The following is a 23,530-nucleotide window of genomic DNA, read 5'->3' as shown; positions in this document are numbered from 1 at the left end:
CGGCAGAAAACCCTAAAGTCATCTCGTGTATTTTTAAACTTTTGCAACTCAAGGAAGCGCGATGAAAACGAAACTCTGGTTGGGCAGTGTGTTGCTGCTGTTGTCTGGGCTGGCGCAAGCCAACGACCCGGTGCCCCTCAAAGTGTTGGTGGGTTTTGGCGCAGGCGGCTCGGCCGATTTGGCCGCACGTCTGCTGGCCGAACGCCTCAAGGACGAATTGGGCCGCCCTGTGGTGGTTGAAAACCGCGCGGGTGCGGGTGGGCGCATCGCCGCTGAAGCCTTGAAAAATGCAGCGCCCAACGGCTCCACCGTCATGTTGGCACCGATTGTGGTGCCGGTGCTGGCACCGCTGGTGGTCAAGAAAATCAACTACGACGTGCAAAAGGACCTTGCGCCTGTGGCGCACATTGCCGACTTTCAGTTTGGGGTGTCGGTCAAGGCCGACAGCCCCATTCGCAGTATTGCTGACTTGGTGCCCGTGGTCAAAAAGAACCCCAAAACGGGCTCTTTTGGTTCACCCGCCCCGGGCAGTTTGCCGCATTTCTTTGGCGTCATGATCGGTCAGAAGACCGGGCTCGATTTGACCCATGTGCCCTACAACGGCGGCGCGCAATTGATGACGGCCCTCATCGGCGATCAAGTCACGCTGGGCATTGACACCTTGGTGGACCAAGGCGAGATGCACCGCGCAGGCAAAAGCCGCATTCTGGCCACATCAGGCCCGGGCCGCAACGCGCTGTTCCCGGATGTGCCCACCCTGCGAGAGTCGGGCTTCAAGGATTTGGTCGGCGTGGGCTGGTTTGCCCTGTTTGCACCGGGCGGCACGGATTCCGCGCAGATCACCACGTTGAACGCCGCCGTGAACCGCGCCTTGAAAAACCCGGCCCTCAAAGACCGGTTCATCAAAATGGGCCTGGAAATCGGCGGCGGCAGCCCACAAGACCTGCAAGCGCTGATCAGCACAGAAACTGCCCGCTGGGCCCCTGTGGTCAAAGCCTCTGGTTTCACGGCCGACTGAACAAGTGCTGCCAAAAAACGGCCAGGTGGGGTTTCCCGCTTGGCCATTTTTTCTTACACGCCGGCTCAAGGCCGGTCTTGCTCAGACCGCAGGTGCTTTCAGTGAGCCCCACACCGCCTCGATGCCCATGCCAATGGCCAGCAAGTTGCTGTCCGAGCCCAATGGGCCGTCGATCTCCATGCCCACGGGCAAGCCGCCAGCCGTCAGACCCGCAGGGATCGACAGGCTAGGAATGCCAGCATTGGTGCAGGGGTCGGTATGAAAGATGCAGGTGCCAAAGGTGTCGCGTGCGGTTTGTTTTGCCACACCGCCGACGGTGTAGGGGAGTTTTCCCGAACTGGAGCCCGTTACTGCATCGATCTTGGGCGCGGCCAAGAGGGTCGTTGGGAACAACACGCACTCCACGCCTTGGGCCGCAAAGTAGTCTTTGTAGAGTTTTTGCAGTTGCGCGCGACCTCCTGTCGTGGGGACCATGGCCGCGTCATAAGCGGCGGCAAACACATCACCCGCGATCGCACCAAACGCACCTTGCACGTCAGGGCTGGCCAATCCGGCCTGCACTTGTGCAACGGTGGTCACGGGCGCGCTGTTGGCGCTCAAATAGGCAGGAATCGCAGCGACGGGTTCATGCAACGCAATCGGGAAAGACATTGAATCGTTGAGCGCCATGATGCCGCTCAAGTCGGCATCGACAAACACCACGCCCGCATCTGCCAGTTTTTTCTTGGCGGCATCGGCCACCGTCTTCACACTGTCGTCCAGATCCGCCCAGAAGGCAGCTGGAATACCGATCTTCAGGCCTTTGAGCACTTTGGCGGTTGGCACTGCGCCGCCTGTGATGACCGCATCGAGCAAGGCAATGTCTGCAACGGTGCGGCCCATGGGGCCCACGGTGTCACGCGTGGTGCTGATCGGCAGCGCGTCTGATGCTGTGTCTGGGTAGCGGCGACCTTGGCCAGCGCCATCGCCCACCGAGGGGCGAAAGCCCGCAATACCGCAGAACGAGGCGGGCACGCGTGTTGAGCCACCGGTGTCGGTGCCCAAACCTGCTGGCGCAAAGCGTGCGGCCACTGCAATGGCGGTACCGCCCGATGAACCGCCGGGAATGCGGCTGGTGTCATAGGGATTTTTGGCAGGCCGGGTGGCTTCTTTGGTGATGGGGTCAATGCCCAGGGTGAAGTTGGTCGAAGTGATGCCAAAGGCCCACTCGTGCAGGTTGGATTTGCCCAAAATGATGGCGCCTGCATCCAGCAGTTTTTGTACAGAAGGGGCGTTGGTTTTGGGCTGGAAATTGCGCAGCGACGAAGTGCCGCCCGTGGTTTTCAGGCCCTTGGTATTGATGTTGTCTTTGACCACAATCGGCAAGCCGGCCAAGGCGCCCATGGTTTTGCCTGCAGCGCGGTCGGCATCGACTTGCTTGGCCGCAGCCAGGGCACCTGCTTCGTCAAGGCTGATCATGGCGTTGAGCTCAGACAAAGCCTTGGCGCGGTTGATCAAGTTGGTGATGTAAGCGGTGGCGGTCAAGCTGCCTGCTTTGTAGGCGGCCAAGGCCTGCGTGGCGGTGAGCGCCAGTTGTTCGTCTGCGCTCAATGCCGCAACGCCACTGCTGCTGCCGCCACAGGCGGTCAAGCCAGCGCCGCCCAACATGGCAGCGGCTGACACAGCGCCCGTGCTTTTGAAAAATTGTCGACGGGATGTATTGGGGGTCATGAAGGTCTCCTTGGATGTTGAAACGCCCGGATGGACGTTGTCTTCATGCTAGGCAACCCCTCTGTTTGCCACCATCCTCGGGATTGCGGAGGGTCGCGCATTCAGGCTCTCAACTTGTGCACCAGGGCCGCGCGGTTGCTCACACCCACTTTTCGAAAAGCATTTTCCAGATGCGTGCGCACCGTGGTGGTCGAGATCTGCAACGCCCGAGCGATCTCTTTGTCCGGCAAGCCCAACATCACCAAGCGTGCGGCGTCCTGCTCACGCGGTGTCAAGCGCTGAGACAAGGTGTTGAGCGGCAGGTCCAGCGTCTTTGTGGGCCGTTGCGCCCTGGCCAGTGCGGTCACAAACGCCGGTTGCAACATGTCCAACAAACGCAACTCATCGTGTGAAAAGTTCTCACGGCGCTTGTCACGCCAGATGCGCATGTCCCCCAAATTCTGCCCCTGGTACCAGGCATACAGGTTCACCCCCCAATACAGGCCGTCCTTGTTCAGGAAGTCATTGAAAAACTCCGTTTTTTTCAGCTCTACAAGGGACAAAACATCGGTCGCACGCACGGCCACTTGGTAGCGCTGCATCAGGGGCGTGATCGGGTCGTGAAACTGGTAATGGCTTTCATAGGCCCGAAGGTTGATGGGGTCCATGTTGATCTGGGTGGGCAGTGCAAAGCTCAAAGAGCCTGGCTGCCAGACGTAACTGGCGTAAAACTGCGCGCCCAGCAATTGCATGACCAAGTCACCCATGATTTCTCGGATTTCCAATTCTTCATGCGGTTCGGCCAAGGTTTGCATGATCTGGCCGAGCAGCACCGTTTGCTTTGCGCTGAGGTACATGCTCATTCCTTGAAAGCTTGCGGTTTTGATCGTGGATTAGATATCGAGCAGGACAAAATCCCTACGGGGTTTATCCCATCCTTGAAAACAAGGATTCACACCCAGGCGTTGGCTCAGGGCAGCAACAATTGCTCGATGCGCTCAAACAATTGTTCAGGCTCAAAAGGCTTGAGCATCACACCACTGAGTCCCGCCGATGTGAAGCGCGCCAGATCCAAAGGGTTCATGTTGGCCGTCAGGCCCAAAATCGGCACCTGGTTGATGCGCACAACGGGGTCTTGACGGATGAGCCGTGTGGCGTCGATCCCGTCCATGACCGGCATGACCATGTCCATGAAAACCAAGTCCACCGCTTGGTCGCGCAAAAGCGCCAAAGTCTTTTGCCCATCCCCCGTCTCCAGCACGGTGCTTTGAGGCCAGGCGTTTTGCAAAACCTGTTTGAGCAACAACCGGTTCAGCGGGTGGTCATCGGCCACCAAAAAGGTCCAAGCCCGGTCGGCACTTTGCAGCGGCTGCTGGTGCTGCTCGGGCAACTTGGCCGGCGGGGTGGCCGGCGTCAATGGCAGCTGCAACCAAAAACGTGAGCCCTGACCGGGCTCGCTTTCGAAGCCGATTTCACCACCGAGCAATTGGGCCAATTTCTGTGAAATGGCCAGTCCCAGGCCATTGCCGCCGTACAAGGTTTGCGTGTCGTTTTCAGCCTGGGTGAAGCGTTTGAAGATCTGGTCTTGCCGCGCCTTGACGATGCCAATGCCGGTGTCCTGCACGGAGAACTCCACCCCGGGATCGGTCCAACACACCTGCAAAACCACCGAGCCCTGGTGCGTGAACTTGAGCGCATTGCCGAGCAAGTTCACCAGCACCTGCATCAGACGGTGGCGGTCGGTGTGCACCCAAGCGGGCAAGGCCGGGTCCAACACCAGGCGGTACGCCAGGTCCATGCTTTCCACGCGGGGCTTGAACAACTCGAAAGCATGTTCTGCGGTAAGGCGCAGGTCAAAGGTTTCGGGCTGAATGGCCAATTGCCCAGACTGCAGTTGCGAGTAGTCCAGGATGTCATTGATCACCGTCATCAGGTGGTCGGCCGACTGGCGTGTGTGGTTGAGCACCTTGAGGGCCTCGGGCTTGTCTTGCACGCGGGACAACAACAAGGCGTTGAAGCCCAGGATGGCATTCATGGGGGTGCGCAGCTCGTGGCTTACGGTGGCAATGAAATGCTCCCGCATGGCCGAGGTGTGCTCCAGCTCCTCTCGTTTGGCCTCGAGCTCCAGTTGGTGATTGCGGCTTTTTTCAAGGGCCTCGCGGTACATGTGGTCATAAATCAAGGGCACCACCATCAACACACAGGTCACAAAGGTGTAGGTCAAATACGACGACGGCACATGCTTGATGCCCGTCTCGAACGCCTGAATCCAGCCCAAATGGTTGGAAACCGCCATGACGACCTGCAACACCAGCACCACCGACATCCAGAAAACCCCCGCCCTGCGGTTGATCACATAAAAAGGGGTCAAAGGCAAAATCAACATCCACCCCAATCGGGGTGAATAAACCCCCCCGGAGACCCAAGCCCCATAAAACAGAACCAGCGCGCCAAGGCCAGTACCCACATGAACGGCCCCGTTCAAAGAAAAGCCCTTGTTGACCAACCACAGCAGCAGCAGCAAACAAGCCGCCAAAGAGCCGAAGATCACGGAGGCAAACGGGTAGGGACTGATCGCGACGAAAATCAACAACACCACGATCGTTATGCACATGAAGAAGAAGAAATACGGCATCTTGCCGTCTTGGTAGCGCACAGGCAAATGGCTCACCAGGCGGGGCGCGCCCTGGCGCAGGCTGGCCAGCCAGTTCACAGCTTGCCCTCCCGTGCGCGACGCACATATTGGCCCACCGTGGCCATCAACACCCCCATCTCGATGGGCTTTTGCAACACCTCTTGCATGCCTGCTGCCAAGCAGCGCTCCCGGTCGACCGGGTTGGTGTTGGCCGTGAGGGCCAATATGGGCATTTGGGCTGCAATGGCCGGAAAGTGCCGACGAATTTGCTGTGTGACCTGCAGGCCATCCATGTCGGGCATGATCATGTCAATCAAGGCGACATCGAACACCTGCTGGTCCATCAGGTTCAGCGCTTTGGCAGCGCTGTCAGCGATGGTGACCGATGCATGGGGCCAACATTTTTGCAATTGCAATTGCGCCACCATCAAATTCACCTTGTTGTCGTCCACCACCAAAATACGCAGGTGTTCGTCTGACAAGTCGTCGTTGGGCACGGGCATGGACAAGTCCGTCTCCTGAGCCTCTTGCAATGGAATTTCAAACCAGAAAAATGAACCCCCACCCTCTTGGCTGTCAACGCCGATGCGGCCACCGTGCAACGTCACCAGTTTTTCGCACAGCGTCAAGCCCAAACCCGTGCCGCCGTAGGCGCGGTTGGTTTGGACATCGACATGCTCAAACCGCCTGAATATGTGCTCTTGCCGCTCAGGGGGGATGCCCCGGCCAGTGTCTTGAACCTCAAAGCGCAAACAGTGTCCGTGGGCTGTTACCGAGACCCGAACCATGCCTTGGGTCGTGAATTTGATGGCGTTGTCGATCAAGTTGTTCAGGATTTGGCGCAATCGGTTGCGATCGCCGCACAAGCGTGCAGGCAAGCTGGCATCCGACTGAAAATGCAGCATCAGGCCCTTGGCCTTCGTTTTTTCAATGTGCCGTTGTTGCAGTTCATCGAGCAAAGTCTGTAGAACAAAGTCCGCAGAATTCAAACGCAGTTTGCCTGCCTGCAGTTGCGAAAAATCCAGGATGTCGTTGACCACCTTCAACAAATGCTCGGTCGAGCGACGGATGTGGCCCACCACCAAAAGTTGCTCCGGACAATCAGACAACTCTCGCTGCAATACGCCGTTGAAACCCAAAATCACATTCATCGGGGTGCGCAACTCATGGCCAACAGCGGCCACAAATTCGTCCTTGTGCGCCTGCGCCCGAATCAAGGTCTGATGCACGGCCTCCAGCTCCTCATTGCGCTGATTGATTTTTCGCAATTGCACATTGTGCAAGTGTTCATAAATGCGAACCCCCAGGATCAGGTTCAACAACGCCAGCATATGGTTCAAAAAAGCCCAGGTCACCACCGATGAGGACACCTGGATGTGGCTGCTGATCCAGCCGACCCTGGTCAACCAGGCCAAGCCTGCAATGGACAGCAGCATGACCCCCATCCACACCATCGAGGCCGGGCGACCCAGGAACAACAACACGGGGACAGACAGAACATTGAGCCAAATCACGGCCGTGGAATTGATGCCGCCCGTCTGTGTGGCCGTGTACAACGTGAGCAGCACACAAAGCGCAGTGACGGCATGCACCAGAAAGCCAAAAAGCGCCCGGATACGGACCACGGCAAACAGGCCTAACGCCAAAGCGGAAACCACCAAATTGGCCTGCGCCACCGCCGGTATGGGCGTGAACAAAAACCCGCAAAAGGTGGTCAAGCACACCAACATCAAATAGATGGTAAGCGACTCCAGACGCAAAAAACCCTCTGGCCAGAACAAGGTCCGCCACCAGGTATTGAGCCATCCAAACAGCCGCCTTGACACAGGTCTTATCCCCGCAGCTTGTCGATCAAGCCATTGAGCTCGTCCAGCGAGCCAAACTGAATGCTCAACTCACCCAACTCCTCCATCCGTCCCAAGCGCTTGACACGTTTTTTCACCCGAACCTCCACCTCTGCGGTCAAGAGGTCGGAGAGCTCCTCTTCAATGCGGCGAATGTCCCGTGATTTTTCCTTTTTTGGTTTTTGCGTCAACAAATTGAACTCTGCGCCCAGCTTTTTGACCAGGCTTTCCGCCTCCCTGACGGACATCTTGCGCGCGCTGATCTGGTTGGCTGCGGTAATTTGCGCCGCCCTGTCCAGGGACAACAGGGCCCGGGCATGGCCCATGTCGAGATCTCCCGCCATCAGCATGGCCTGCACGGGCTCTGTCAAATTGAGCAAGCGAAGCAGGTTGCTGCCCGCGCTGCGCGAACGGCCAACCGCCTGTGCCGCCGCTTCGTGGGTGAGCCCGAACTCTTTGATCAAGCGCTGCAAACCCTGCGCCTCTTCCAGCGGATTGAGGTCTTCGCGCTGGATGTTCTCGATGAGGGCCATGGCGGCAGCGGCCTCGTTGGGCACATCGCGCACCAAAACAGGGACGGATTCCAGGCCCGCCAGGCGTGAGGCGCGAAAGCGGCGCTCGCCTGCAATGATTTCGTATTTGCCGGCGTTGGGGCCATCGGTGAGTTGACGCACCAGAATCGGCTGCATGATGCCCTGCGCCTTGATCGACTCGGCCAGTTCGTACAGAGCACCTTCGTCCATGCGGGTGCGCGGCTGGTACATGCCGGCCACCATCTGCTCGAGCTTGAGCTGGGTGGGCTGTCCGCTGTTGGCCACAATCGGCGCTTCTTCCACTTTGGGGCCCAGCAGGGCTTCGAGTCCGCGGCCAAGGCCTTTCGGTTTTTTGGTGACCATGGTCATTCCTTCATGAGGGTTTGCAAGAGCGCATGGCCTTGCGGCCAGGCGGCTAAAGATGAATCGGCGTTGATGTGCCCCGCCAGTCCCAAGTCGAGCCATTGGGCGCCCCAATCTTGGGCCAGCGCCTGGGCTCGGTCTGCGGGGCAATAGGGGTCATTCTGGCTGCCCACCAGAAGGCTTTGAAAAGGCAAGGGCTGGCGCACAATGGGCGTCCAACCGGAAAAACGGTCCCGCATCTCTGGCGCTTCCACGTCACCGGGCGCCACCAGCAAGGCGCCTCGCACGCCGGCGGTGTGGCGTGAAAATGAAGCCCAAGCCGCCACCAGAATGCACCCCAAACTGTGCGCCACCAGCACCACCGGACCTGGTGCATCGATGACCACCTCGTCCAGCCGGGCCAGCCAGTCACCACGCAGGGGGTGCAGCCAGTCGTTCTGCTCGACCACGGTGTAGCCGTACAAACGAGCCCAGTGCATTTGCCAATGATCGTGTCCGCTGCCTTGCCAGCCGGGCAAGATCAAAACACTGACCGAGGCCCCTTTCGTGCCAGGGCGTGTGTCATCGGTCAAATCGGTCATGGCGCGAAGGGTCTCTCGGCTCACAGCGTGGGCGCACGCTTGACCATTTCGCGGGCAAACTCCACATAGGCTTGGCTGCCCTTGGCCGACGGGTCAAACACCACACCGGGCAAACCATAGCTGGGGGCTTCGGCCAAGCGGACATTGCGCGGAATCACCGTGTCAAACACCTTGTTGCCAAAGTGCGCCTTGAGCTGATCGCTGACCTGCACTTGCAGGGTGATGCGCGGGTCAAACATGACGCGCAGCAAGCCGATGATTTTCAGGTCCTTGTTCAGGTTGGCATGCACCTGCTTGATGGTGTTGACCAGGTCGGTCAGGCCCTCCAGCGCGAAGTATTCGCACTGCATCGGCACGATCACGCCATGGGCCGAGCACAGGCCGTTGAGCGTGAGCATGGACAGCGACGGTGGGCAGTCGATCAACACGAAATCGTAATCGGCATCTGCTGCGGCCAAGGCATTTCTCAGGCGCTGGTCGCGGTGCTCCAGCTGCACCAGCTCCACTTCCGCCCCCGCCAATTCACGGTTGGCGCTGAGCACGTCGTAACCGCATTTGTCGGCCTTGACCACCGCCTCCTGGATGCTGGCAGACTCCAGCAACACGTCGTAAACACTCAGCGCCAGCTGCCGTTTGTCGATGCCCGAACCCATGGTCGCATTGCCCTGCGGGTCCAGGTCCACCAACAGCACCCGCTGCCCGACTTTGGCCAGGCCAGCGGCCAGGTTCACGGTGGTGGTGGTTTTTCCAACGCCACCCTTTTGGTTGGCAATGCAGAAAATCTTGGCCATGCTGCGCTTTCGGAGTTATTTGGACATGGCCAGCTTGATGCCAAAGCCGACCAGAAAAATGCCCGCCACCTTTTCCAGCACACGACCCGCCATGGGGCTGGCGCGCATGCGCTCAGCCAAGTGGTGGGTGAGCAAGGTCATGCCCAGGCCATACAAAAAAGTCAACGCGGCAATGGTCGCGGCCATGACGCCAAAGCTGATCCATCCCCGATGGGTTTGTGGGTCCACGAACAAGGGGAAGAACGCCATGTAAAAAACAATCGCCTTGGGGTTGAGCAAGGTGATGGCCAAGGCCTGCTGAAAATACTGCCGGGGCCGGATGTTCAACACAGGCGCATCGCCGGGTTTGGCCAACAGCATCTTCCAACCCAACCAAGCCAGGTACACGGCGCCCAGCCATTGGATGGCCACAAATGCCGCCGGGTATGTGGTCAACACCGCTGCCACACCCGCCACCGCCAGCCACATCAGAACCTGATCCCCTGCGATGACCCCCAACGTGGCCATGAGGCCCCCGGCCACGCCGCCCTTGCTGGTGGAGGTGATGAGGGCCAGATTGCCAGGACCGGGAATGGCCAGAAACACCACAATGGCCGCAACAAATGCGCCGTAATCGGAGATACCAAACATAGATGCACTTTCAGGGGAGTGTGGCGAGTGTAAGTGATGCGCTCAGAACGATCCACGCAGAACGGGGTGTTTCACGTGAAACGTACCCTCTTTCACACCATCTTGGGCCGCATCCACACCATGCAACGCTCCACATCCAAGCCTGGCACCGTCAAAGGTTCCACGTGAAACACTTTCACATCGTCAGGCAAGGCGTCGATTTCGCCCTGCGGGTGTTTGCCCTTCATGGCCATCCACACGCCGTCCTCGGCCAGGGCCGAACGGGACCAGGTCACAAAATCAGGCAGGGATGCGAATGCGCGGGAGCAAATGACCTGATAAGGATCGGTCAGGGATTCGACCCGTGCATGCAAGCCGCGCAAGTTGGGCAGCTTCAGGCTCACGGCCACTTGCTGCACAAAGGCGGCTTTCTTGGCCACGGTGTCCACGCAGGTCACATTCAGCTCGGGCATGCAAATGCCCAGCACCACGCCGGGCAAACCACCGCCTGAACCCACATCCAAAACATGGATCGGCTGACCTTGGATGTGCCGGGACAAAGGCGCAATGGCCGTGAGGCTGTCCAACAGGTGGTGCGTCAGCATGTCCGCCGGGTCGCGCAAAGCGGTCAGGTTGTAGACCTTGTTCCATTTCTGGATCAGCGCCGCATAGGCCAGCAAGTGCTGAATCTGCGCATCCGACAAAGCCAAACCCAAAGCCTGCACGCCGGAACGCAGGCCCGCCTCCAAATTCACACTCATGCCCGCACGCCCATCTCGGCCCGATCATCGGCGGTTTGCATGAAACCCTTGAAGCCGCCCTTCTTCAGGTGGATCAACAGCAGGGAAACGCTGGCGGGCGTGATGCCCGAAATGCGCGAAGCTTGACCCAGGGTTTCCGGGCGGTGCTTGGCCAGCTTCTGGCGTGCCTCGATCGACAAGGCCGAGACCTGCAGGTAATCCAGGCTTTCGGGCAAACGCAGGTGTTCGTAAAAAGCAGCCCGCTCCACCTCGCCCTTTTGGCGGTCGATGTAGCCGGAATACTTGGCCGCAATTTCCACCTGCTCGATCACCGGGGCGCTCAGGTCGCCCAGTGTTTCACGTGAAACATCGGCGCTGGCCATGCGGCCACCATCCAACGTCATGAGGGCTGGATAGGTCACATTGGGCCTTCGCAACAAATCAAACAGGTTGTGCTCATGCTCAATGGCTTTGCCCAACACCCGCTCAGACTCCGCTGCTGGCAAGTTGCGCGGGTTCACCCAAACCGACTTCAGACGCTCTGTTTCACGTGAAACAGCGTCGCGCTTGCGGCTGAACGCGTCCCAACGGGCGTCGTCCACCAAGCCCATTTGTCGTCCCACTTCGGTCAAGCGCGCGTCGGCATTGTCTTCGCGCAGCTGCAAGCGGAACTCGGCCCGGCTGGTGAACATGCGGTAAGGCTCGGTCACGCCTTGCGTGACCAGGTCATCGACCAACACACCCAAATAAGCTTGGTCGCGGGCAGGTAACCAGGCGGCTTCGCCCCGGCATTGCAGCGCGGCGTTGATGCCGGCAAACAAGCCCTGGGCAGCCGCTTCTTCATAACCGGTTGTGCCGTTGATCTGCCCCGCAAAGAACAAGCCGCTGATCTGCCGCGTCTCAAAGCTGTTCTTCAGTGCGCGGGGGTCAAAAAAGTCGTATTCGATGGCGTAGCCGGGCCGCAGGATGTGGCAGTTTTCCAGCCCCTTCATCGAGCGCACCAGGTCGTACTGGATGTCAAACGGCAAGCTGGTCGAGATGCCGTTGGGGTAGTACTCGTGGGTGGTCAAGCCTTCAGGCTCCAGAAAAATCTGGTGGCTGTCCTTGTCGGCAAAACGGTTGATCTTGTCTTCTACGCTCGGGCAATAGCGCGGGCCCACGCCCTCGATCTTGCCGGTGAACATGGGGCTGCGGTCAAAGCCCGAGCGGATGATGTCGTGAGTGCGTTCGTTGGTGTGGGTGATCCAGCACGGCACCTGCTGGGGGTGCAGGTCGGCCTTGCCCATGAAGCTGAACACCGGCACCCCGCCCTCGGGGTTCATGCCACCAGGCACACCATCGCCGGGTTGCTCGGAGCACTTTGAAAAATCGATGGTGCGGCCATCCAGGCGCGGCGGCGTGCCGGTCTTCAGACGCCCTTGCGGCAGCCTCAGCTCCTTCAGGCGCGCCGACAGGCTGACAGCCGGGGGATCGCCCGCACGACCCGCCGCGTAGTTTTGCAAGCCCACATGGATCTTGCCGTCCAAAAACGTGCCAGCAGTCAACACCACCGTGCGCGAACGGAAACGAATACCCACCTGCGTGACAGCGCCCACCACCCGGTCGCCCTCCACCATCAGGTCATCCACCGCTTGCTGGAACAGCCACAGGTTGGGCTGGTTTTCCAGCATTCGTCGGATGGCGGCTTTGTACAAAAAACGGTCGGCCTGGGCGCGTGTGGCGCGCACGGCCGGGCCTTTGGAGCTGTTGAGGATGCGGAACTGGATGCCGCCTTCGTCGGTGGCCAGCGCCATGGCACCACCCAAGGCATCGACCTCTTTGACCAAATGGCCCTTGCCAATGCCGCCAATGCTGGGGTTGCAGCTCATCTGCCCCAGCGTCTCGATGTTGTGGGTAAGCAAAAGCGTTTTGCAGCCCATGCGGGCTGAGGCCAGCGCCGCTTCGGTTCCGGCATGGCCGCCACCGACCACGATCACGTCGAATTCTTGAGGGTAAAGCATGAAAGTCTGCCCTTTGAAGGCCAAAAATGGGCGCCGCCTGCGCCACGGAGCCGCCCTGCCACGGGGTCGGCTGAATTTGATGATTTTACAGGCAGGGCGTTGTCCGTGGCATCCAGCGCAGACACCCGCAAAAACCACCACGGCCAGACCGGCAGCCTTATGCGTTATGCGCATAAGGTAAGAGTAAAGCAGCCTTGGACGGCGGTCCTGCTTGAACCTAAGATCCAGCGCACTGACAAGTCGTCAGCGACAAGAAAGGCAAGCACACATGTCCAACTCCGCCGCAAGCGCCAAGGCCACAAGCCAGCACGCTCTGCCCTCTTACCTGAACCCCGAACACCCCGGCCCCTGGGGCATCTATCTGCAGCAAGTCGACCGGGTCACGCCCTATCTGGGCAGCTTGTCGCGCTGGGTCGAAACCCTCAAGCGCCCCAAGCGCGCCCTGATCGTGGACGTGCCGATTGAACTGGACAACGGCACCATGGCCCACTTTGAAGGCTACCGCGTGCAACACAACACCAGCCGTGGACCCGGCAAAGGCGGCGTGCGCTTTCACCAGGATGTGACGCTGTCTGAAGTCATGGCGCTGTCGGCCTGGATGTCGGTGAAAAACGCGGCCGTCAACCTGCCTTTTGGTGGGGCCAAGGGCGGCATACGGGTCAACCCCAAAACCCTGTCTCGGGGCGAGCTGGAACGCCTGACCCGCCGCTACACCAGCGAGATCGGCATCATCATCGGCCCCACCAAAGACATCCCCGCCCCGGACGTGAACACCAACGAGCAAATCATGGCCTGGATGATGGACACCTATTCGATGAACGAAGGCGCCACCGCCTCGGGCGTGGTCACCGGCAAGCCGATTGCTCTGGGCGGCTCATTGGGCCGACGTGAAGCCACCGGGCGTGGCGTTTACACCGTGGGCCAAGAAGCCGCTCAGCACATTGGCCTGGACATCACGAAAGCCAAAATTGCCGTGCAAGGCTTTGGCAATGTGGGCGGTATCGCCGCCAAGCTGTTTGCCCAGACCGGTGCCACCGTGGTGGCGGTGCAGGACCATGGCGGAACGCTCTACAAGGCCTCGGGCCTGGATGTGCCGGCCCTGCTCAAACATGTCAGCGAACACGGCAGCGTCAAGGGCTTTGCGATGGCTGAAACCCTGCCCGACGCGCAGTTCTGGGGCGTGGATTGCGACATCCTGATCCCGGCTGCGCTGGAGCAACAAATCACCGCCTCCAACGCCGGGCAGATCAAGGCCCGCATGGTCATTGAAGGGGCCAACGGTCCCACCACGCCCGAAGCAGACGACATCCTGCACGAGCGGGGCATTCTGGTCGTGCCTGATGTGATCGCGAACGCTGGCGGTGTGACGGTGAGTTACTTCGAATGGGTGCAGGATTTCTCAAGCTTCTTTTGGAGCGAAGACGAGATCAACGCCCGCCTGGTGCGCATCATGCGCGAGGCATTTGCGGCTATCTGGCAGGTCGCGGACGAGCACCGGGTCAGCCTGCGAACGGCCACCTTCATCGTGGCCTGTACGCGCATCTTGCAAGCGCGTGAGTTGCGGGGTTTGTACCCTTGATCATCCTTTGTACCCCTGCAAAGGCAAGGCCCCGGCGGCCTTGACCTCGCCCAGCGAAAAGCTGGTGTGCAGGTCTTTCACATTGGGGAGATTGAGCAGCACATCCCGCGCAAACTGGCTGAAGGTGTTCAGGTCCTTGCTGACCACCTGCAGCTCAAAGGTGCCGGTGCCACTGATGTAGTGGCACGAAATGACTTCGGGAATCTTGCGAATCGCCTCTTCCAATTGCCGCGTCACATCACCCCGGTTGCGCTCGGCATCCAAGCGCACAAAGGCCAACACATCCAGCCCCACTTTCTGGCGGTCAATCTCGGCACGGTAGCCCTTGATGACGCCCGACTCCTCCAGCGCCCTCACCCGCCGCCAACACGGCGCGGCCGACAAACCCACGCGCTGCGCCAAATCAGCATTGGTCAGGCGGCCATTAGTTTGAAGTTCATTCAATATGGCCCAATCAAATTTATCCAGTGTTTCCAAAATAACCCTCTTCAAGCAAGATTCTTTCAAATCATAGGGCAAATCCTGTCGCCGAAAGCAAGCACTTGTCCGCTGACACGCTCTAAACTGTGCCAACCATTTCAGACGCAGGACAGAACATGAACGCCCCCTTGCCCGATTCGATTCGCCAGGCCCTTGAGACGGTGACGCTGGACGACAAATACAGCCTTGATGTCGGCCGCGCTTTCATGAGTGGCGTGCAGGCCCTGGTCAAGCTGCCCATGCTGCAGCGCCAACGCGACGCGCTGCAAGGCAAAAACACGGCGGGCTTCATCAGTGGTTACCGGGGCTCGCCCTTGGGCAGCTACGACCAGTCACTGTGGAAAGCCAAAGACCACCTGAAGGCCCAGCACATCGTGTTCCAGCCTGGCGTGAACGAAGAGCTGGCTGCCACCGCCTTGTGGGGCACACAACAACTGGGTTTTGCGCCCCCGGGCACCCACAAGTTCGACGGCGTATTCGGCATCTGGTACGGCAAAGGCCCCGGCGTGGACCGCTGCTCAGACGTGTTCAAACACGCCAACATGGCCGGCACCACGCCTTGGGGCGGCGTGCTGGCCGTGGCGGGCGATGACCATGTGGCGAAAAGCTCCACCGCCGCACACCAGAGCGACCACATCTTCAAGGCCTGCGGCCTGCCCGTGTTTTTCCCGGCCAGCGTGCAAGACATCCTCGACCAAGGTTTGCACGCCATTGCACTGAGCCGCTTTGCCGGCATTTGGTCGGGCATGAAAACAATTCAGGAAATCGTCGAGTCCAGTGCCACCGCCCACATCGACCCCGAGCGTGTGCAGATCGTGCTGCCCGAATTCGTGATGCCGCCTGGCGGCGTGCACATCCGCTGGCCCGACACCGCACTGGAGCAAGAAGCGCGATTGTTTGATTACAAATGGTACGCAGCCCTGGCCTACATCCGCGCCAACAAACTCAACCACAACGTCATTCAAGGCCCCAACGATCGGTTCGGCCTGATTGCCAGCGGCAAAGCTTTCAACGACACACGCCAGGCCCTGCTCGATCTGGGACTGGATGACGCCACCTGTCAGCGCTTGGGCATCCGGGTGCACAAAGTGGGCGTGGTCTGGCCCCTCGAATCGAACACCACCCGCGAATTTGCCACCGGTCTGCGCGAGATTTTGGTGGTGGAAGAAAAACGCCAAGTCATCGAATACCAACTCAAGGAAGAGCTGTACAACTGGCGCGACGATGTGCGCCCCACCATCGTGGGCAAATTCGACGAGACCGATGGCGACACCTCGGGCGGCGAATGGTCCATTCCCAACCCGACCGAGCGCACCTTGCTGCGTGCCAACGCAGACCTGACGCCTGCCATCATCGCCCGCGCCATCGCCAAGCGCCTGAAAAAGCTAGGCATCGACGCCGACGCCACCGCACGCATCGACGCACACTTGGCCATCCTGGAGGGCAAAGACGCGCTGATGAAGACCCGGTCCCCTGGGGCGGTAGCAGAACGCCAGCCCTGGTTTTGTTCGGGCTGCCCACACAACACGTCCACCAAGGTGCCCGAAGGCTCACGCGCCATGGCGGGCATCGGCTGCCACTTCATGACCATCTGGATGGACCGCAGTACCACGGGCTTCACCCAGATGGGTGGCGAAGGCGTGCCATGGAGCGGCCAACAACCCTTCTGCACCGACCAACACATCTTTGCCAACATCGGCGACGGCACTTACTTTCACAGTGGCATTTTGGCGGTGCGCCAGAGCGTGGCTTCGGGTGTGAACATCACTTACAAAATTTTGTACAACGACGCCGTCGCCATGACCGGGGGGCAGCCCGTCGGTGAACGAGCCGAAGGCCACAGCGTGGTGCAAATCGCCATGAGCATGAAAGCCGAAGGTGCGCAACGCATTGTGGTGGTCACTGACGAACCCGATAAATACGATGGCGTGGCTTTGGTCGAAGGTGTGCGCGTGTTCCACCGCGACGAACTTGACCGCATTCAGCGCGAAATGCGCGAGATCAAAGGCACCACCATCATCATTTATGACCAAACCTGCGCCACTGAAAAACGCCGCCGCCGCAAGCGCGGCACCCTGGTCGACCCTGCTGTTCGGGTGATGATCAACGAAGAGGTGTGTGAGGGGTGCGGCGACTGTGGCGTGCAATCCAACTGCCTGTCGGTCGAACCACTTGAAACGCCTTTGGGGCGCAAACGCACCATCAACCAAAGCACCTGCAACAAGGACACCAGTTGCCTTAAGGGCTTTTGCCCGAGCTTTGTCACGGTGGAAGGCGGCACCTTCAAAAAGAAAGCCACCGCGACCCGTGCAGCCCCAGACCCTGCCTCGTTGGGTGCATTGCCCGAGCCCAAACTGCCCCTCATCAACCAGCCGTGGGGCATGGTGGTGGCGGGCGTGGGGGGCACAGGTGTCATCACCATTGGCCAGCTGCTCGGCATGGCCGCGCACATAGAGGGCAAAGGCATCGTCACCCAAGACTCGGCAGGTCTGGCCCAAAAAGGCGGCGCCACTTGGAGCCACATCTTGGTGGCCAACACCCAAGATGAAATCCGAACCACACGCGTCAGCATGGCTGCTGCCGACCTGATCATTGGTTGCGACCCCATCGTCAGTGCTTCCAAAGAAACCACGGTGCGCATGCGTGCAGGTCGCACCCATGTGGCCCTGAACAGCAACAGCACACCCACCGCTGCTTTTGTGAAAAATGGCAATTGGCAAAACCCGGCTGACCAATGTGTGGCCGAAATTACGGCGCAAGTTGGTGTGTCGGGCGTTGGCGCTTTTGATGCCGATGCCCTGGCCAAACAACTCATGGGCGACACCATTTATGTGAACCCGATGCTGCTGGGCTACGCCTGGCAAATGGGCTGGGTGCCCTTGCATCGCGAGTCTTTGGTGCGGGCCATTGAGCTCAATGATGTGCAGGTCAAAAACAACTTGGCCGCTTTCGAGTGGGGCCGTCACGCAGCGCATCAAATCGACGCACTGATGCAAACCCTGCAGCCCGTGCAAGTGATCCAGTTCAAAAAACGTGAATCTTTGGACGACCTGATCACTGACCGCATGGCACGACTGACCGATTACCAAGACGCGGCTTATGCCCAGCTTTACCAAAACATCGTGGGCCGTGTGCAAACCACCGAAGCGCCTTTGGGTAAAACACTCTTGAGCGAAACGGTGGCGCGTCAACTGTACCGCCTGATGGCCTACAAAGACGAATACGAAGTGGCCCGTTTGCACACACAAACGGGTTTCATGGAACGCCTTCAAAACAGTTTTGAGGGCGACTTCAAAGTGCACTACCACTTGGCCCCGCCGCTTTGGTCCAAGCGCAACAGCCAAGGTGAATTGGTCAAAAGAAAGTTCGGCCCCGTCATGCTCACGGGCTTCAAACTTTTGGCCAAACTCAAGGGTTTGCGCGGCACCAAACTCGATTTCTTTGGCAAAACCGAAGAGCGGCAGACCGAACGCACCCTGATCCGCGAATACATGGCACACATCGAACGCAACTTGACGCAACTGTCAGAGCAAACCCATGCCCATGCGGTCAAAGTGGCCCAGGTGCCAGAGAACATCAAAGGCTATGGGCATGTCAAAGAACGCAATATTCGCGCAGCACGCTCCTTGTGGGCATCTTTGGACCAACCATAAAAAAACCATGGCCCTGATCAAGGGGCCATGGCATTTTGAAACACCGCATCAGAGACAAGCAAGTAACGGCTCAAAAAAGCCGCAACAACAGGACTCAGCGTGAGTCGGGCAATTCGATTTTGACTTCCAGCACCTCAAGGTTGTCCTGACGCTCCAAATTGACTTTGATGTCGTTGGGGTTGATCTTGATGTACTTGCTGATCACCGCCACCAGTTCACGCTGCAAATCAGGCAGGTAATCGGGCTCAGCGGCATTGCGGCCACTGCGCTCGTGTGCCAGGATGATTTGCAGGCGCTCTTTGGCCATGCCGGCAGTTTTCTTCTTTTCGCCCAACAGAAAGGAAAGAAACGACATGGTTCACTTGCCTCCAAACAAACGTTTGAAGAAACCGGGTTTTTCAGCTTCGGTGAAACGCATGGGCTTGTCTTCGCCCAAGAAACGATCGATCACGTCTTTGTATGCCTCGGACACATCGCTGTTGGCCATATGGATCGCAGGTGTGCCTTGGTTGGAAGCTTGCAACACATTTTCGCTTTCAGGAATGACGCCCAACAACTTGATGCGCAAGATGTCCTGAATGTCTTGCAGCGACAGCATCTGCCCTTCTTCAACCCGGTTGGGGTTGTAGCGGGTGATCAAGAGGTGCTCTTTGATCGGGTCTGCGCCGTCAATCGCACGTTTGGTTTTGCTGCCCAACATGCCCAGGATGCGGTCTGAGTCACGCACCGAAGACACTTCCGGGTTGGTCACCACCAAGGCCTCGTCGGCAAAGTGCATGGCCATCAATGCACCAGTCTCGATGCCGGCAGGCGAGTCACACACGATGTACTCGAAACCCATGCCACTCAGGTCATTCAAAACCTTTTCAACGCCTTCTTGAGACAAGGCATCTTTGTCGCGGGTTTGAGAAGCCGCCAACACAAACAAGTTGTCACATTGTTTGTCTTTGATGAGGGCTTGGTTCAAGTTGGCTTCGCCCTGGATCACGTTGATCAGGTCATACACCACGCGGCGCTCGCAGCCCATGATCAGGTCCAGATTGCGCAGGCCCACATCAAAGTCAATGACAGCAGTCTTGAAACCTTTGAGGGCCAAGCCCGTGGCGAAACTGGCGCTGGTCGTGGTTTTACCCACGCCGCCTTTGCCAGAGGTCACAACAACGATTTTTGCCATGGATAAACTTTCTTGGACAAAATAAAAAATTAAATTTTCAAAGGCGTGATCAGCAATTTATCCCCATCCGGACCTGACTGCAAAGAAACTTGTGCGGGTTTGCCCAAAACATCTTTGGACAATGGATTTTCGCTGGTGCGGTAGACCCCGGCGATGGAAATGAGTTCTGGCTCCATCACCATGGCAAAAATTTTGGCATCCCCATCGCCTCTGGCACCCGCAATGGCTTTGCCACGCAAAGAGCCATAAACATGGATGTGGCCATCGGCGATCACTTCAGCACCAGCATTGACCATGCCCATCACAATCAGATCGCGCCCTTTGGCATACACCTGTTGACCTGAACGCAGAGGCCTGTCAATGCGCATGGCACCAGCAAGTGCAGGTTGCGACGCAAGCTGTTCAACAGGGAGGGCTTGGGGTATTGGTGGCTCAGCAAGGGGGACAGAACGCCGAATGCGGGCATCCGATGCATCGACCAGGCCTACACCCTTGGCCAATTGCATAAGCGCAGGTGAAGCCCCTTTGATGGCCAAAGGGATCAGTGCGTATTCGCGTAAAACGCCCATCAAGCGCGCGAGGTCAATGGTTTCATCATCCACCAAGGTCAAACCACTGACGTCAATCACCACGGGATCTTGGTCAAAAAACCCTGGACTTTCAGCCATTTGTTGCTTCAAAGCCCGTGAAACCTCTGTGATGTCGGTGGTTTTGAGCAGCAAAGCCACCAAGGACAAATCGGCGCTTTTGATCTCGTAACAGGGATTGGAAGGGTCTTCTGAAGCGATCGCCATATTGCTGTCAGGGTGGAAAAGACACAAATTTTAGCAGCGCACTTCTTGATTGTTATCTCTTTATCGTTTTATATCTTTAAATAGTCGTAGTAGTAAGGGTGGGGTTGCGTTGTGGACAAGGCATTTTTTCTCAACTCGGACAAGGACTTGCATGCTTTTCAAGCATGTGTGTGACCTTGCTTTTGTGCTGTCACGCCAAAATGAACAACTTTTCCAAACTGGAGCAAACTGTGGATAAGTCAGGGGTTGCTCTATTTTTATCCACAGCTTTTTCCCGAGTCGCTTCTCATTTGTCAATCGCCCATTGAATGACCCCTTTGGCTACAAACCCCAGCATGCCGAAAGCCAGGCCCAGAAAGATGACAAAGGTGCCGAATTTACCTGCTTTGGACTCCCGGGCCAACTGCAAGACAATGAACAGCATATAGAGCATGAAAAAGCTCACGCCGATGGTCAGGCCAAACCAGGCGAATTGCTCTTCTGTGAAAATCCACATCACTCAGCCTCTTGTCGGGGCATGCGCTCTGGTACATCGCGGGTGTCCACCAGATCGCGGTAGGCATGCCAAGAAGCGTGGCCCAGCATGGGCACAATCACGATCAGGCCGATGAACAAGCTCAAAATGCCCAGCATGCTCAGGCCCATGATCAAAAACGCCCACAGCACCATGGGCAAGGGGTGGGTCAAGACCACCTTCCAACTGGCCAGAACAGCTTGCAAGGTGTTGAGTTGGCGATCGAGCAGCAAAGGCATCGCCACCACGCTGGAGGCAAAAACTGGCGCAGCCATCAAGCCGCCCAGCATCAGCCACAATTCAAACAAGTCACTGTCGGGGTTGAGGACCACATGGCGAATGAAATCCATGGGGGTGTGGACAGGCACTGGGGCCAACAAAAAGATCAAGGCCGACGAAGTCATCACCCAGCCCGTGCCCGCCAAGCCCAGCAACAAACCAAAACGCACTAGGCACCAGTAACTCACAGGTTCATTGTTCTGCAGCGTTTGCCATTGCGTCCAGGTTTTGAACAAAAGTCGCAGGTTTACGGGGTCGTTTCTTTCGATGGCGCGGCTCATGGCGTACAAGCTGGTGGCCAAAACTGGAGCGACAACCAGAAAGCCCGACACCGCACCGGCCAGTAACCAGAACTGGTCGTGGGCCAGCCAAGTGATCAAGCCACCACCCAGTGCCATGATCAGGCCATGCGCCAGGCTCATCCAAGGTGAATGGCCCATGTCTTTCAGACCCAAATAGAGCCAATTCAGGGGTTGCATGCCGTCGATGGGCAAAACGCCAGGCAAGTTCAAACGCCCAGGTCCAGCCGGAGGTTGTTCGGGTCGCGGGTTGGGCGATCGGTGGGGGGGAGGGGAAGCTTGTGCCATGCCATCCAGCTTATCCCCCGGGCGAATTTTGAATTTGACCTGCATCAAATGGCAAAAGGCTGCCAAGCAGCCTTTTGGATTCAGTCACACCGAGGAAAACCCGGCGGGGTGGTGCTCATGGAAACTCAATGGTGGCCGTGACCGCCTAGGTGCTTCATGGCATGCATGCCAGAGCCCTTCATCAAGCGGGCGGTTTCCTTGTCAAACACCTGCTTTTGTTCGGTGTCCAGCGTGGCGTAAAAAGCTTTGGTTGCTTCAGTGCGTTGTTGCATGTGCGCGTCGCGTTGGGCTTTCATGGCCTGCATCTGGTCCAAGCGCTCAGGTGTGGTCATTTTTTCAATGCTGGCACGTTCAGGCCGAGCCATGCGGGCAGGGTGCTGCATCGACTGCGTGAAGCTGTTCCACGCAGGTTCTTGAGCGGCTTGCAAGACCAGTTTGGACTTGAGTTCGGTCAAATGTTGGTTGTGACGCTCAGCTTTGTGCTCGCGCATTTTCTCCATGCGGCCAACACGGTTGGAATCGGTGGAGGCTGTGGTGTTTTGGGCCAAAGCCAGACCGGTCAGACCGGCCATCAAGGCCGTGGCGATCAAGGTGGTGCGAATCGATTTCATGGAAACATCCTTTGGTTGATGGGATGCCTGCAGTGTGATCTGCCCATGTATCCGGGATGTGCGCGGATTGTGCTGATTTGTAAAGATCAGGTATTTTTGTTCTGCAAAAAATTCAAGCATTGACGCGGTAACCTTCATCGGCAATGGCTTGTGCCAAAGCTTCTCGGGGTTTTTCAGAAGCCACTTGCACAGTGTTGTGTGTGCGGTCGATCACAACCTTGGCCTGTGCATCCAAAGACAATAAAGCTTTGGTGACTGCTTTTTCGCAGTGGCCACACGTCATGCCTTCAACGGTGAAAATTTGGTTCATGATGCATCCTCTTTAATGAACTGAACACGACCATTTTGGGTCAGGTCTGAGCATAGACCATCAAGGACTTCATGCCATGACACAGATCAAAATCGACTCCCCCATCACCTACGACATCGGCATCGGCGGCATGACTTGCGCATCGTGTGTGGCGCGGGTCGAAAAAGCCCTGAAAAAAACACCAGGCGTGCTCAGTGCCACGGTCAACCTGGCCACCGAATCGGCCCGCGTCGAAGTGGCATCAAATGACGTGAGCGACGCACGCCTGCGCCGCGCGGTGCGCGAAGCCGGGTACGAGCCACGCACGCCCGAAGCACAGGCCGATGCAGGCCGTGAATCACCTTGGGCAGGCTTCATGCCGGTCGGTGTGGGCCTGCTGCTGACCACGCCATTGGTCCTGCCGATGCTGGCCGAGCTGTGGGGCCAGCATTGGATGCTGCCTGCTTGGCTGCAATTTGCGCTGGCCACGCCCGTGCAGTTTGTGTTGGGCGCACGTTTTTACAAAGCCGGTTGGCACGCGCTGAAAGCGTTCACGGGCAACATGGATTTGCTGGTCGCCCTGGGCACCACCGCCGGTTGGGCTTTGTCGGTCTGGTTGTGGCTCACGGCGCACGTGGGGCACGCGCCGCACCTGTACTTTGAGGGTTCTGCCGTGGTCATCACCTTGGTGATGCTGGGCAAATGGCTGGAGACGCGTGCCAAGCGCCAAACCACCGAGGCCATCCGCGCCCTGCACGCCTTGCGCC

The 23,530-nt window shown here is 58.3% G+C and carries 22 protein-coding genes; 4 read left to right on the top strand and 18 right to left on the bottom strand.

Annotated elements, in window-relative coordinates; translation table 11 throughout:
• Positions 1-61 precede the first annotated feature (61 nt).
• Positions 62-1,018, top strand: coding sequence for a Bug family tripartite tricarboxylate transporter substrate binding protein (locus ACIQ47_RS03105; RefSeq protein ID WP_396436799.1), 957 nt, complete (start codon positions 62-64; stop codon positions 1,016-1,018).
• An 81-nt stretch (positions 1,019-1,099) separates the two neighbouring features.
• Here ACIQ47_RS03105 and iaaH read toward each other — a convergent pair whose 3' ends face one another.
• From iaaH to mnmG, 10 genes are all read right to left on the bottom strand, one after another.
• Positions 1,100-2,728, bottom strand: a complete 1,629-nt coding sequence (gene iaaH, locus ACIQ47_RS03100; protein ID WP_396436798.1) for an indoleacetamide hydrolase — start codon at positions 2,726-2,728, stop codon at positions 1,100-1,102.
• A gap of 101 nt (positions 2,729-2,829) precedes the next feature.
• Complete coding sequence (locus ACIQ47_RS03095) at positions 2,830-3,564, bottom strand: response regulator transcription factor (RefSeq protein WP_396436797.1); 735 nt, start codon at positions 3,562-3,564, stop codon at positions 2,830-2,832.
• Positions 3,565-3,677: 113 nt separating this feature from the next.
• Entirely contained in the window at positions 3,678-5,420 is a 1,743-nt protein-coding gene (locus ACIQ47_RS03090) for an ATP-binding protein (RefSeq protein ID WP_396436796.1), read from the bottom strand.
• Positions 5,417-7,123, bottom strand: coding sequence for a hybrid sensor histidine kinase/response regulator (locus ACIQ47_RS03085; protein WP_396436795.1), 1,707 nt, complete (start codon positions 7,121-7,123; stop codon positions 5,417-5,419). Before ACIQ47_RS03085 ends, ACIQ47_RS03090 begins: the two co-directional genes overlap by 4 nt.
• Positions 7,124-7,173: 50 nt before the next feature.
• Positions 7,174-8,082: a ParB/RepB/Spo0J family partition protein gene (locus tag ACIQ47_RS03080; protein WP_396436794.1), complete on the bottom strand. Its 909-nt coding sequence runs from the start codon at positions 8,080-8,082 to the stop codon at positions 7,174-7,176.
• A 2-nt stretch (positions 8,083-8,084) separates the two neighbouring features.
• Positions 8,085-8,663, bottom strand: coding sequence for an RBBP9/YdeN family alpha/beta hydrolase (locus ACIQ47_RS03075; protein WP_396436793.1), 579 nt, complete (start codon positions 8,661-8,663; stop codon positions 8,085-8,087).
• 20 nt (positions 8,664-8,683) lie between these two features.
• Positions 8,684-9,454, bottom strand: coding sequence for a ParA family protein (locus tag ACIQ47_RS03070; RefSeq protein WP_396436792.1), 771 nt, complete (start codon positions 9,452-9,454; stop codon positions 8,684-8,686).
• 15 nt (positions 9,455-9,469) lie between these two features.
• Complete coding sequence (locus ACIQ47_RS03065) at positions 9,470-10,084, bottom strand: LysE family translocator (protein ID WP_396436791.1); 615 nt, start codon at positions 10,082-10,084, stop codon at positions 9,470-9,472.
• Positions 10,085-10,176: 92 nt separating this feature from the next.
• Entirely contained in the window at positions 10,177-10,824 is a 648-nt protein-coding gene (gene rsmG / locus ACIQ47_RS03060; RefSeq protein WP_396436790.1) for a 16S rRNA (guanine(527)-N(7))-methyltransferase RsmG, read from the bottom strand.
• Entirely contained in the window at positions 10,821-12,803 is a 1,983-nt protein-coding gene (gene mnmG, locus ACIQ47_RS03055) for a tRNA uridine-5-carboxymethylaminomethyl(34) synthesis enzyme MnmG (protein WP_396436789.1), read from the bottom strand. The genes rsmG and mnmG overlap by 4 nt, the downstream gene beginning before the upstream one ends.
• A 268-nt stretch (positions 12,804-13,071) precedes the next feature.
• Here mnmG and ACIQ47_RS03050 point away from each other — a divergent pair, with 268 nt between their 5' ends.
• Positions 13,072-14,382 (top strand): Glu/Leu/Phe/Val dehydrogenase, encoded by a 1,311-nt coding sequence (locus tag ACIQ47_RS03050; protein WP_396436788.1) that lies wholly within the window; start codon positions 13,072-13,074, stop codon positions 14,380-14,382.
• Here ACIQ47_RS03050 and ACIQ47_RS03045 read toward each other — a convergent pair whose 3' ends face one another.
• Positions 14,383-14,859 carry an Lrp/AsnC family transcriptional regulator gene (locus ACIQ47_RS03045; protein ID WP_396436787.1) on the bottom strand — a complete coding sequence of 159 codons (477 nt, stop codon included), beginning with the start codon at positions 14,857-14,859 and terminating at the stop codon, positions 14,383-14,385.
• Positions 14,860-14,978: 119 nt separating this feature from the next.
• On the opposite strand from ACIQ47_RS03045, the gene ACIQ47_RS03040 reads away from it, so the two are divergent.
• Positions 14,979-18,515 (top strand): indolepyruvate ferredoxin oxidoreductase family protein, encoded by a 3,537-nt coding sequence (locus ACIQ47_RS03040; protein ID WP_396436786.1) that lies wholly within the window; start codon positions 14,979-14,981, stop codon positions 18,513-18,515.
• Between the two features lie 94 nt (positions 18,516-18,609).
• Here the strand turns inward: ACIQ47_RS03040 and minE are convergent, their stop codons facing one another.
• From minE to ACIQ47_RS03005, 7 genes are all read right to left on the bottom strand, one after another.
• Positions 18,610-18,870, bottom strand: coding sequence for a cell division topological specificity factor MinE (gene minE, locus ACIQ47_RS03035; RefSeq protein ID WP_296293223.1), 261 nt, complete (start codon positions 18,868-18,870; stop codon positions 18,610-18,612).
• A 3-nt stretch (positions 18,871-18,873) separates the two neighbouring features.
• Positions 18,874-19,689: a septum site-determining protein MinD gene (gene minD / locus ACIQ47_RS03030; RefSeq protein ID WP_396436785.1), complete on the bottom strand. Its 816-nt coding sequence runs from the start codon at positions 19,687-19,689 to the stop codon at positions 18,874-18,876.
• Between the two features lie 29 nt (positions 19,690-19,718).
• A complete protein-coding gene (gene minC / locus ACIQ47_RS03025) occupies positions 19,719-20,483 on the bottom strand; it encodes a septum site-determining protein MinC (protein ID WP_396436784.1) in 765 nt (254 codons plus the stop codon).
• 286 nt (positions 20,484-20,769) lie between these two features.
• Positions 20,770-20,979, bottom strand: a complete 210-nt coding sequence (locus ACIQ47_RS03020) for a DUF2788 domain-containing protein (protein WP_396436783.1) — start codon at positions 20,977-20,979, stop codon at positions 20,770-20,772.
• Positions 20,979-21,863, bottom strand: coding sequence for a DUF2189 domain-containing protein (locus ACIQ47_RS03015; RefSeq protein WP_396436782.1), 885 nt, complete (start codon positions 21,861-21,863; stop codon positions 20,979-20,981). The genes ACIQ47_RS03020 and ACIQ47_RS03015 overlap by 1 nt, the downstream gene beginning before the upstream one ends.
• Before the next feature lie 125 nt (positions 21,864-21,988).
• Complete coding sequence (locus tag ACIQ47_RS03010) at positions 21,989-22,474, bottom strand: Spy/CpxP family protein refolding chaperone (RefSeq protein ID WP_396436781.1); 486 nt, start codon at positions 22,472-22,474, stop codon at positions 21,989-21,991.
• Positions 22,475-22,586: 112 nt separating this feature from the next.
• Positions 22,587-22,784 (bottom strand): heavy-metal-associated domain-containing protein, encoded by a 198-nt coding sequence (locus tag ACIQ47_RS03005; RefSeq protein ID WP_396436780.1) that lies wholly within the window; start codon positions 22,782-22,784, stop codon positions 22,587-22,589.
• Positions 22,785-22,860: 76 nt separating this feature from the next.
• Between ACIQ47_RS03005 and ACIQ47_RS03000 the strand changes: the two genes are divergently transcribed.
• Positions 22,861-23,530, top strand: a 670-nt coding sequence (locus ACIQ47_RS03000) for a cation transporter (protein ID WP_396436779.1), incomplete at its 3' end; no start/stop codon positions are given.

The organism is Limnohabitans sp. (assembly GCF_044373035.1).
GTDB lineage: Bacteria > Pseudomonadota > Gammaproteobacteria > Burkholderiales > Burkholderiaceae_C > Limnohabitans_A.
The sequence above is the reverse complement of the archived record's forward strand: the minus strand, read 5'-3'. Positions and strand labels throughout refer to the sequence as shown.

What these genes read in the sequence shown, in the direction of transcription:
- ACIQ47_RS03105 (WP_396436799.1), top strand. Translation starts at nt 62, where the DNA reads ATGAAAACGAAACTCTGGTTGGGCAGTGTGTTGCTGCTGTTGTCTGGG.
- iaaH (WP_396436798.1), bottom strand. Translation starts at nt 2,728, where the DNA reads ATGACCCCCAATACATCCCGTCGACAATTTTTCAAAAGCACGGGCGCT.
- ACIQ47_RS03095 (WP_396436797.1), bottom strand. Translation starts at nt 3,564, where the DNA reads ATGTACCTCAGCGCAAAGCAAACGGTGCTGCTCGGCCAGATCATGCAA.
- ACIQ47_RS03080 (WP_396436794.1), bottom strand. Translation starts at nt 8,082, where the DNA reads ATGGTCACCAAAAAACCGAAAGGCCTTGGCCGCGGACTCGAAGCCCTG.
- ACIQ47_RS03075 (WP_396436793.1), bottom strand. Translation starts at nt 8,663, where the DNA reads ATGACCGATTTGACCGATGACACACGCCCTGGCACGAAAGGGGCCTCG.
- ACIQ47_RS03070 (WP_396436792.1), bottom strand. Translation starts at nt 9,454, where the DNA reads ATGGCCAAGATTTTCTGCATTGCCAACCAAAAGGGTGGCGTTGGAAAA.
- ACIQ47_RS03065 (WP_396436791.1), bottom strand. Translation starts at nt 10,084, where the DNA reads ATGTTTGGTATCTCCGATTACGGCGCATTTGTTGCGGCCATTGTGGTG.
- rsmG (WP_396436790.1), bottom strand. Translation starts at nt 10,824, where the DNA reads ATGAGTGTGAATTTGGAGGCGGGCCTGCGTTCCGGCGTGCAGGCTTTG.
- mnmG (WP_396436789.1), bottom strand. Translation starts at nt 12,803, where the DNA reads ATGCTTTACCCTCAAGAATTCGACGTGATCGTGGTCGGTGGCGGCCAT.
- ACIQ47_RS03050 (WP_396436788.1), top strand. Translation starts at nt 13,072, where the DNA reads ATGTCCAACTCCGCCGCAAGCGCCAAGGCCACAAGCCAGCACGCTCTG.
- ACIQ47_RS03040 (WP_396436786.1), top strand. Translation starts at nt 14,979, where the DNA reads ATGAACGCCCCCTTGCCCGATTCGATTCGCCAGGCCCTTGAGACGGTG.
- minE (WP_296293223.1), bottom strand. Translation starts at nt 18,870, where the DNA reads ATGTCGTTTCTTTCCTTTCTGTTGGGCGAAAAGAAGAAAACTGCCGGC.
- minD (WP_396436785.1), bottom strand. Translation starts at nt 19,689, where the DNA reads ATGGCAAAAATCGTTGTTGTGACCTCTGGCAAAGGCGGCGTGGGTAAA.
- minC (WP_396436784.1), bottom strand. Translation starts at nt 20,483, where the DNA reads ATGGCGATCGCTTCAGAAGACCCTTCCAATCCCTGTTACGAGATCAAA.
- ACIQ47_RS03020 (WP_396436783.1), bottom strand. Translation starts at nt 20,979, where the DNA reads ATGTGGATTTTCACAGAAGAGCAATTCGCCTGGTTTGGCCTGACCATC.
- ACIQ47_RS03015 (WP_396436782.1), bottom strand. Translation starts at nt 21,863, where the DNA reads ATGGCACAAGCTTCCCCTCCCCCCCACCGATCGCCCAACCCGCGACCC.
- ACIQ47_RS03010 (WP_396436781.1), bottom strand. Translation starts at nt 22,474, where the DNA reads ATGAAATCGATTCGCACCACCTTGATCGCCACGGCCTTGATGGCCGGT.
- ACIQ47_RS03005 (WP_396436780.1), bottom strand. Translation starts at nt 22,784, where the DNA reads ATGAACCAAATTTTCACCGTTGAAGGCATGACGTGTGGCCACTGCGAA.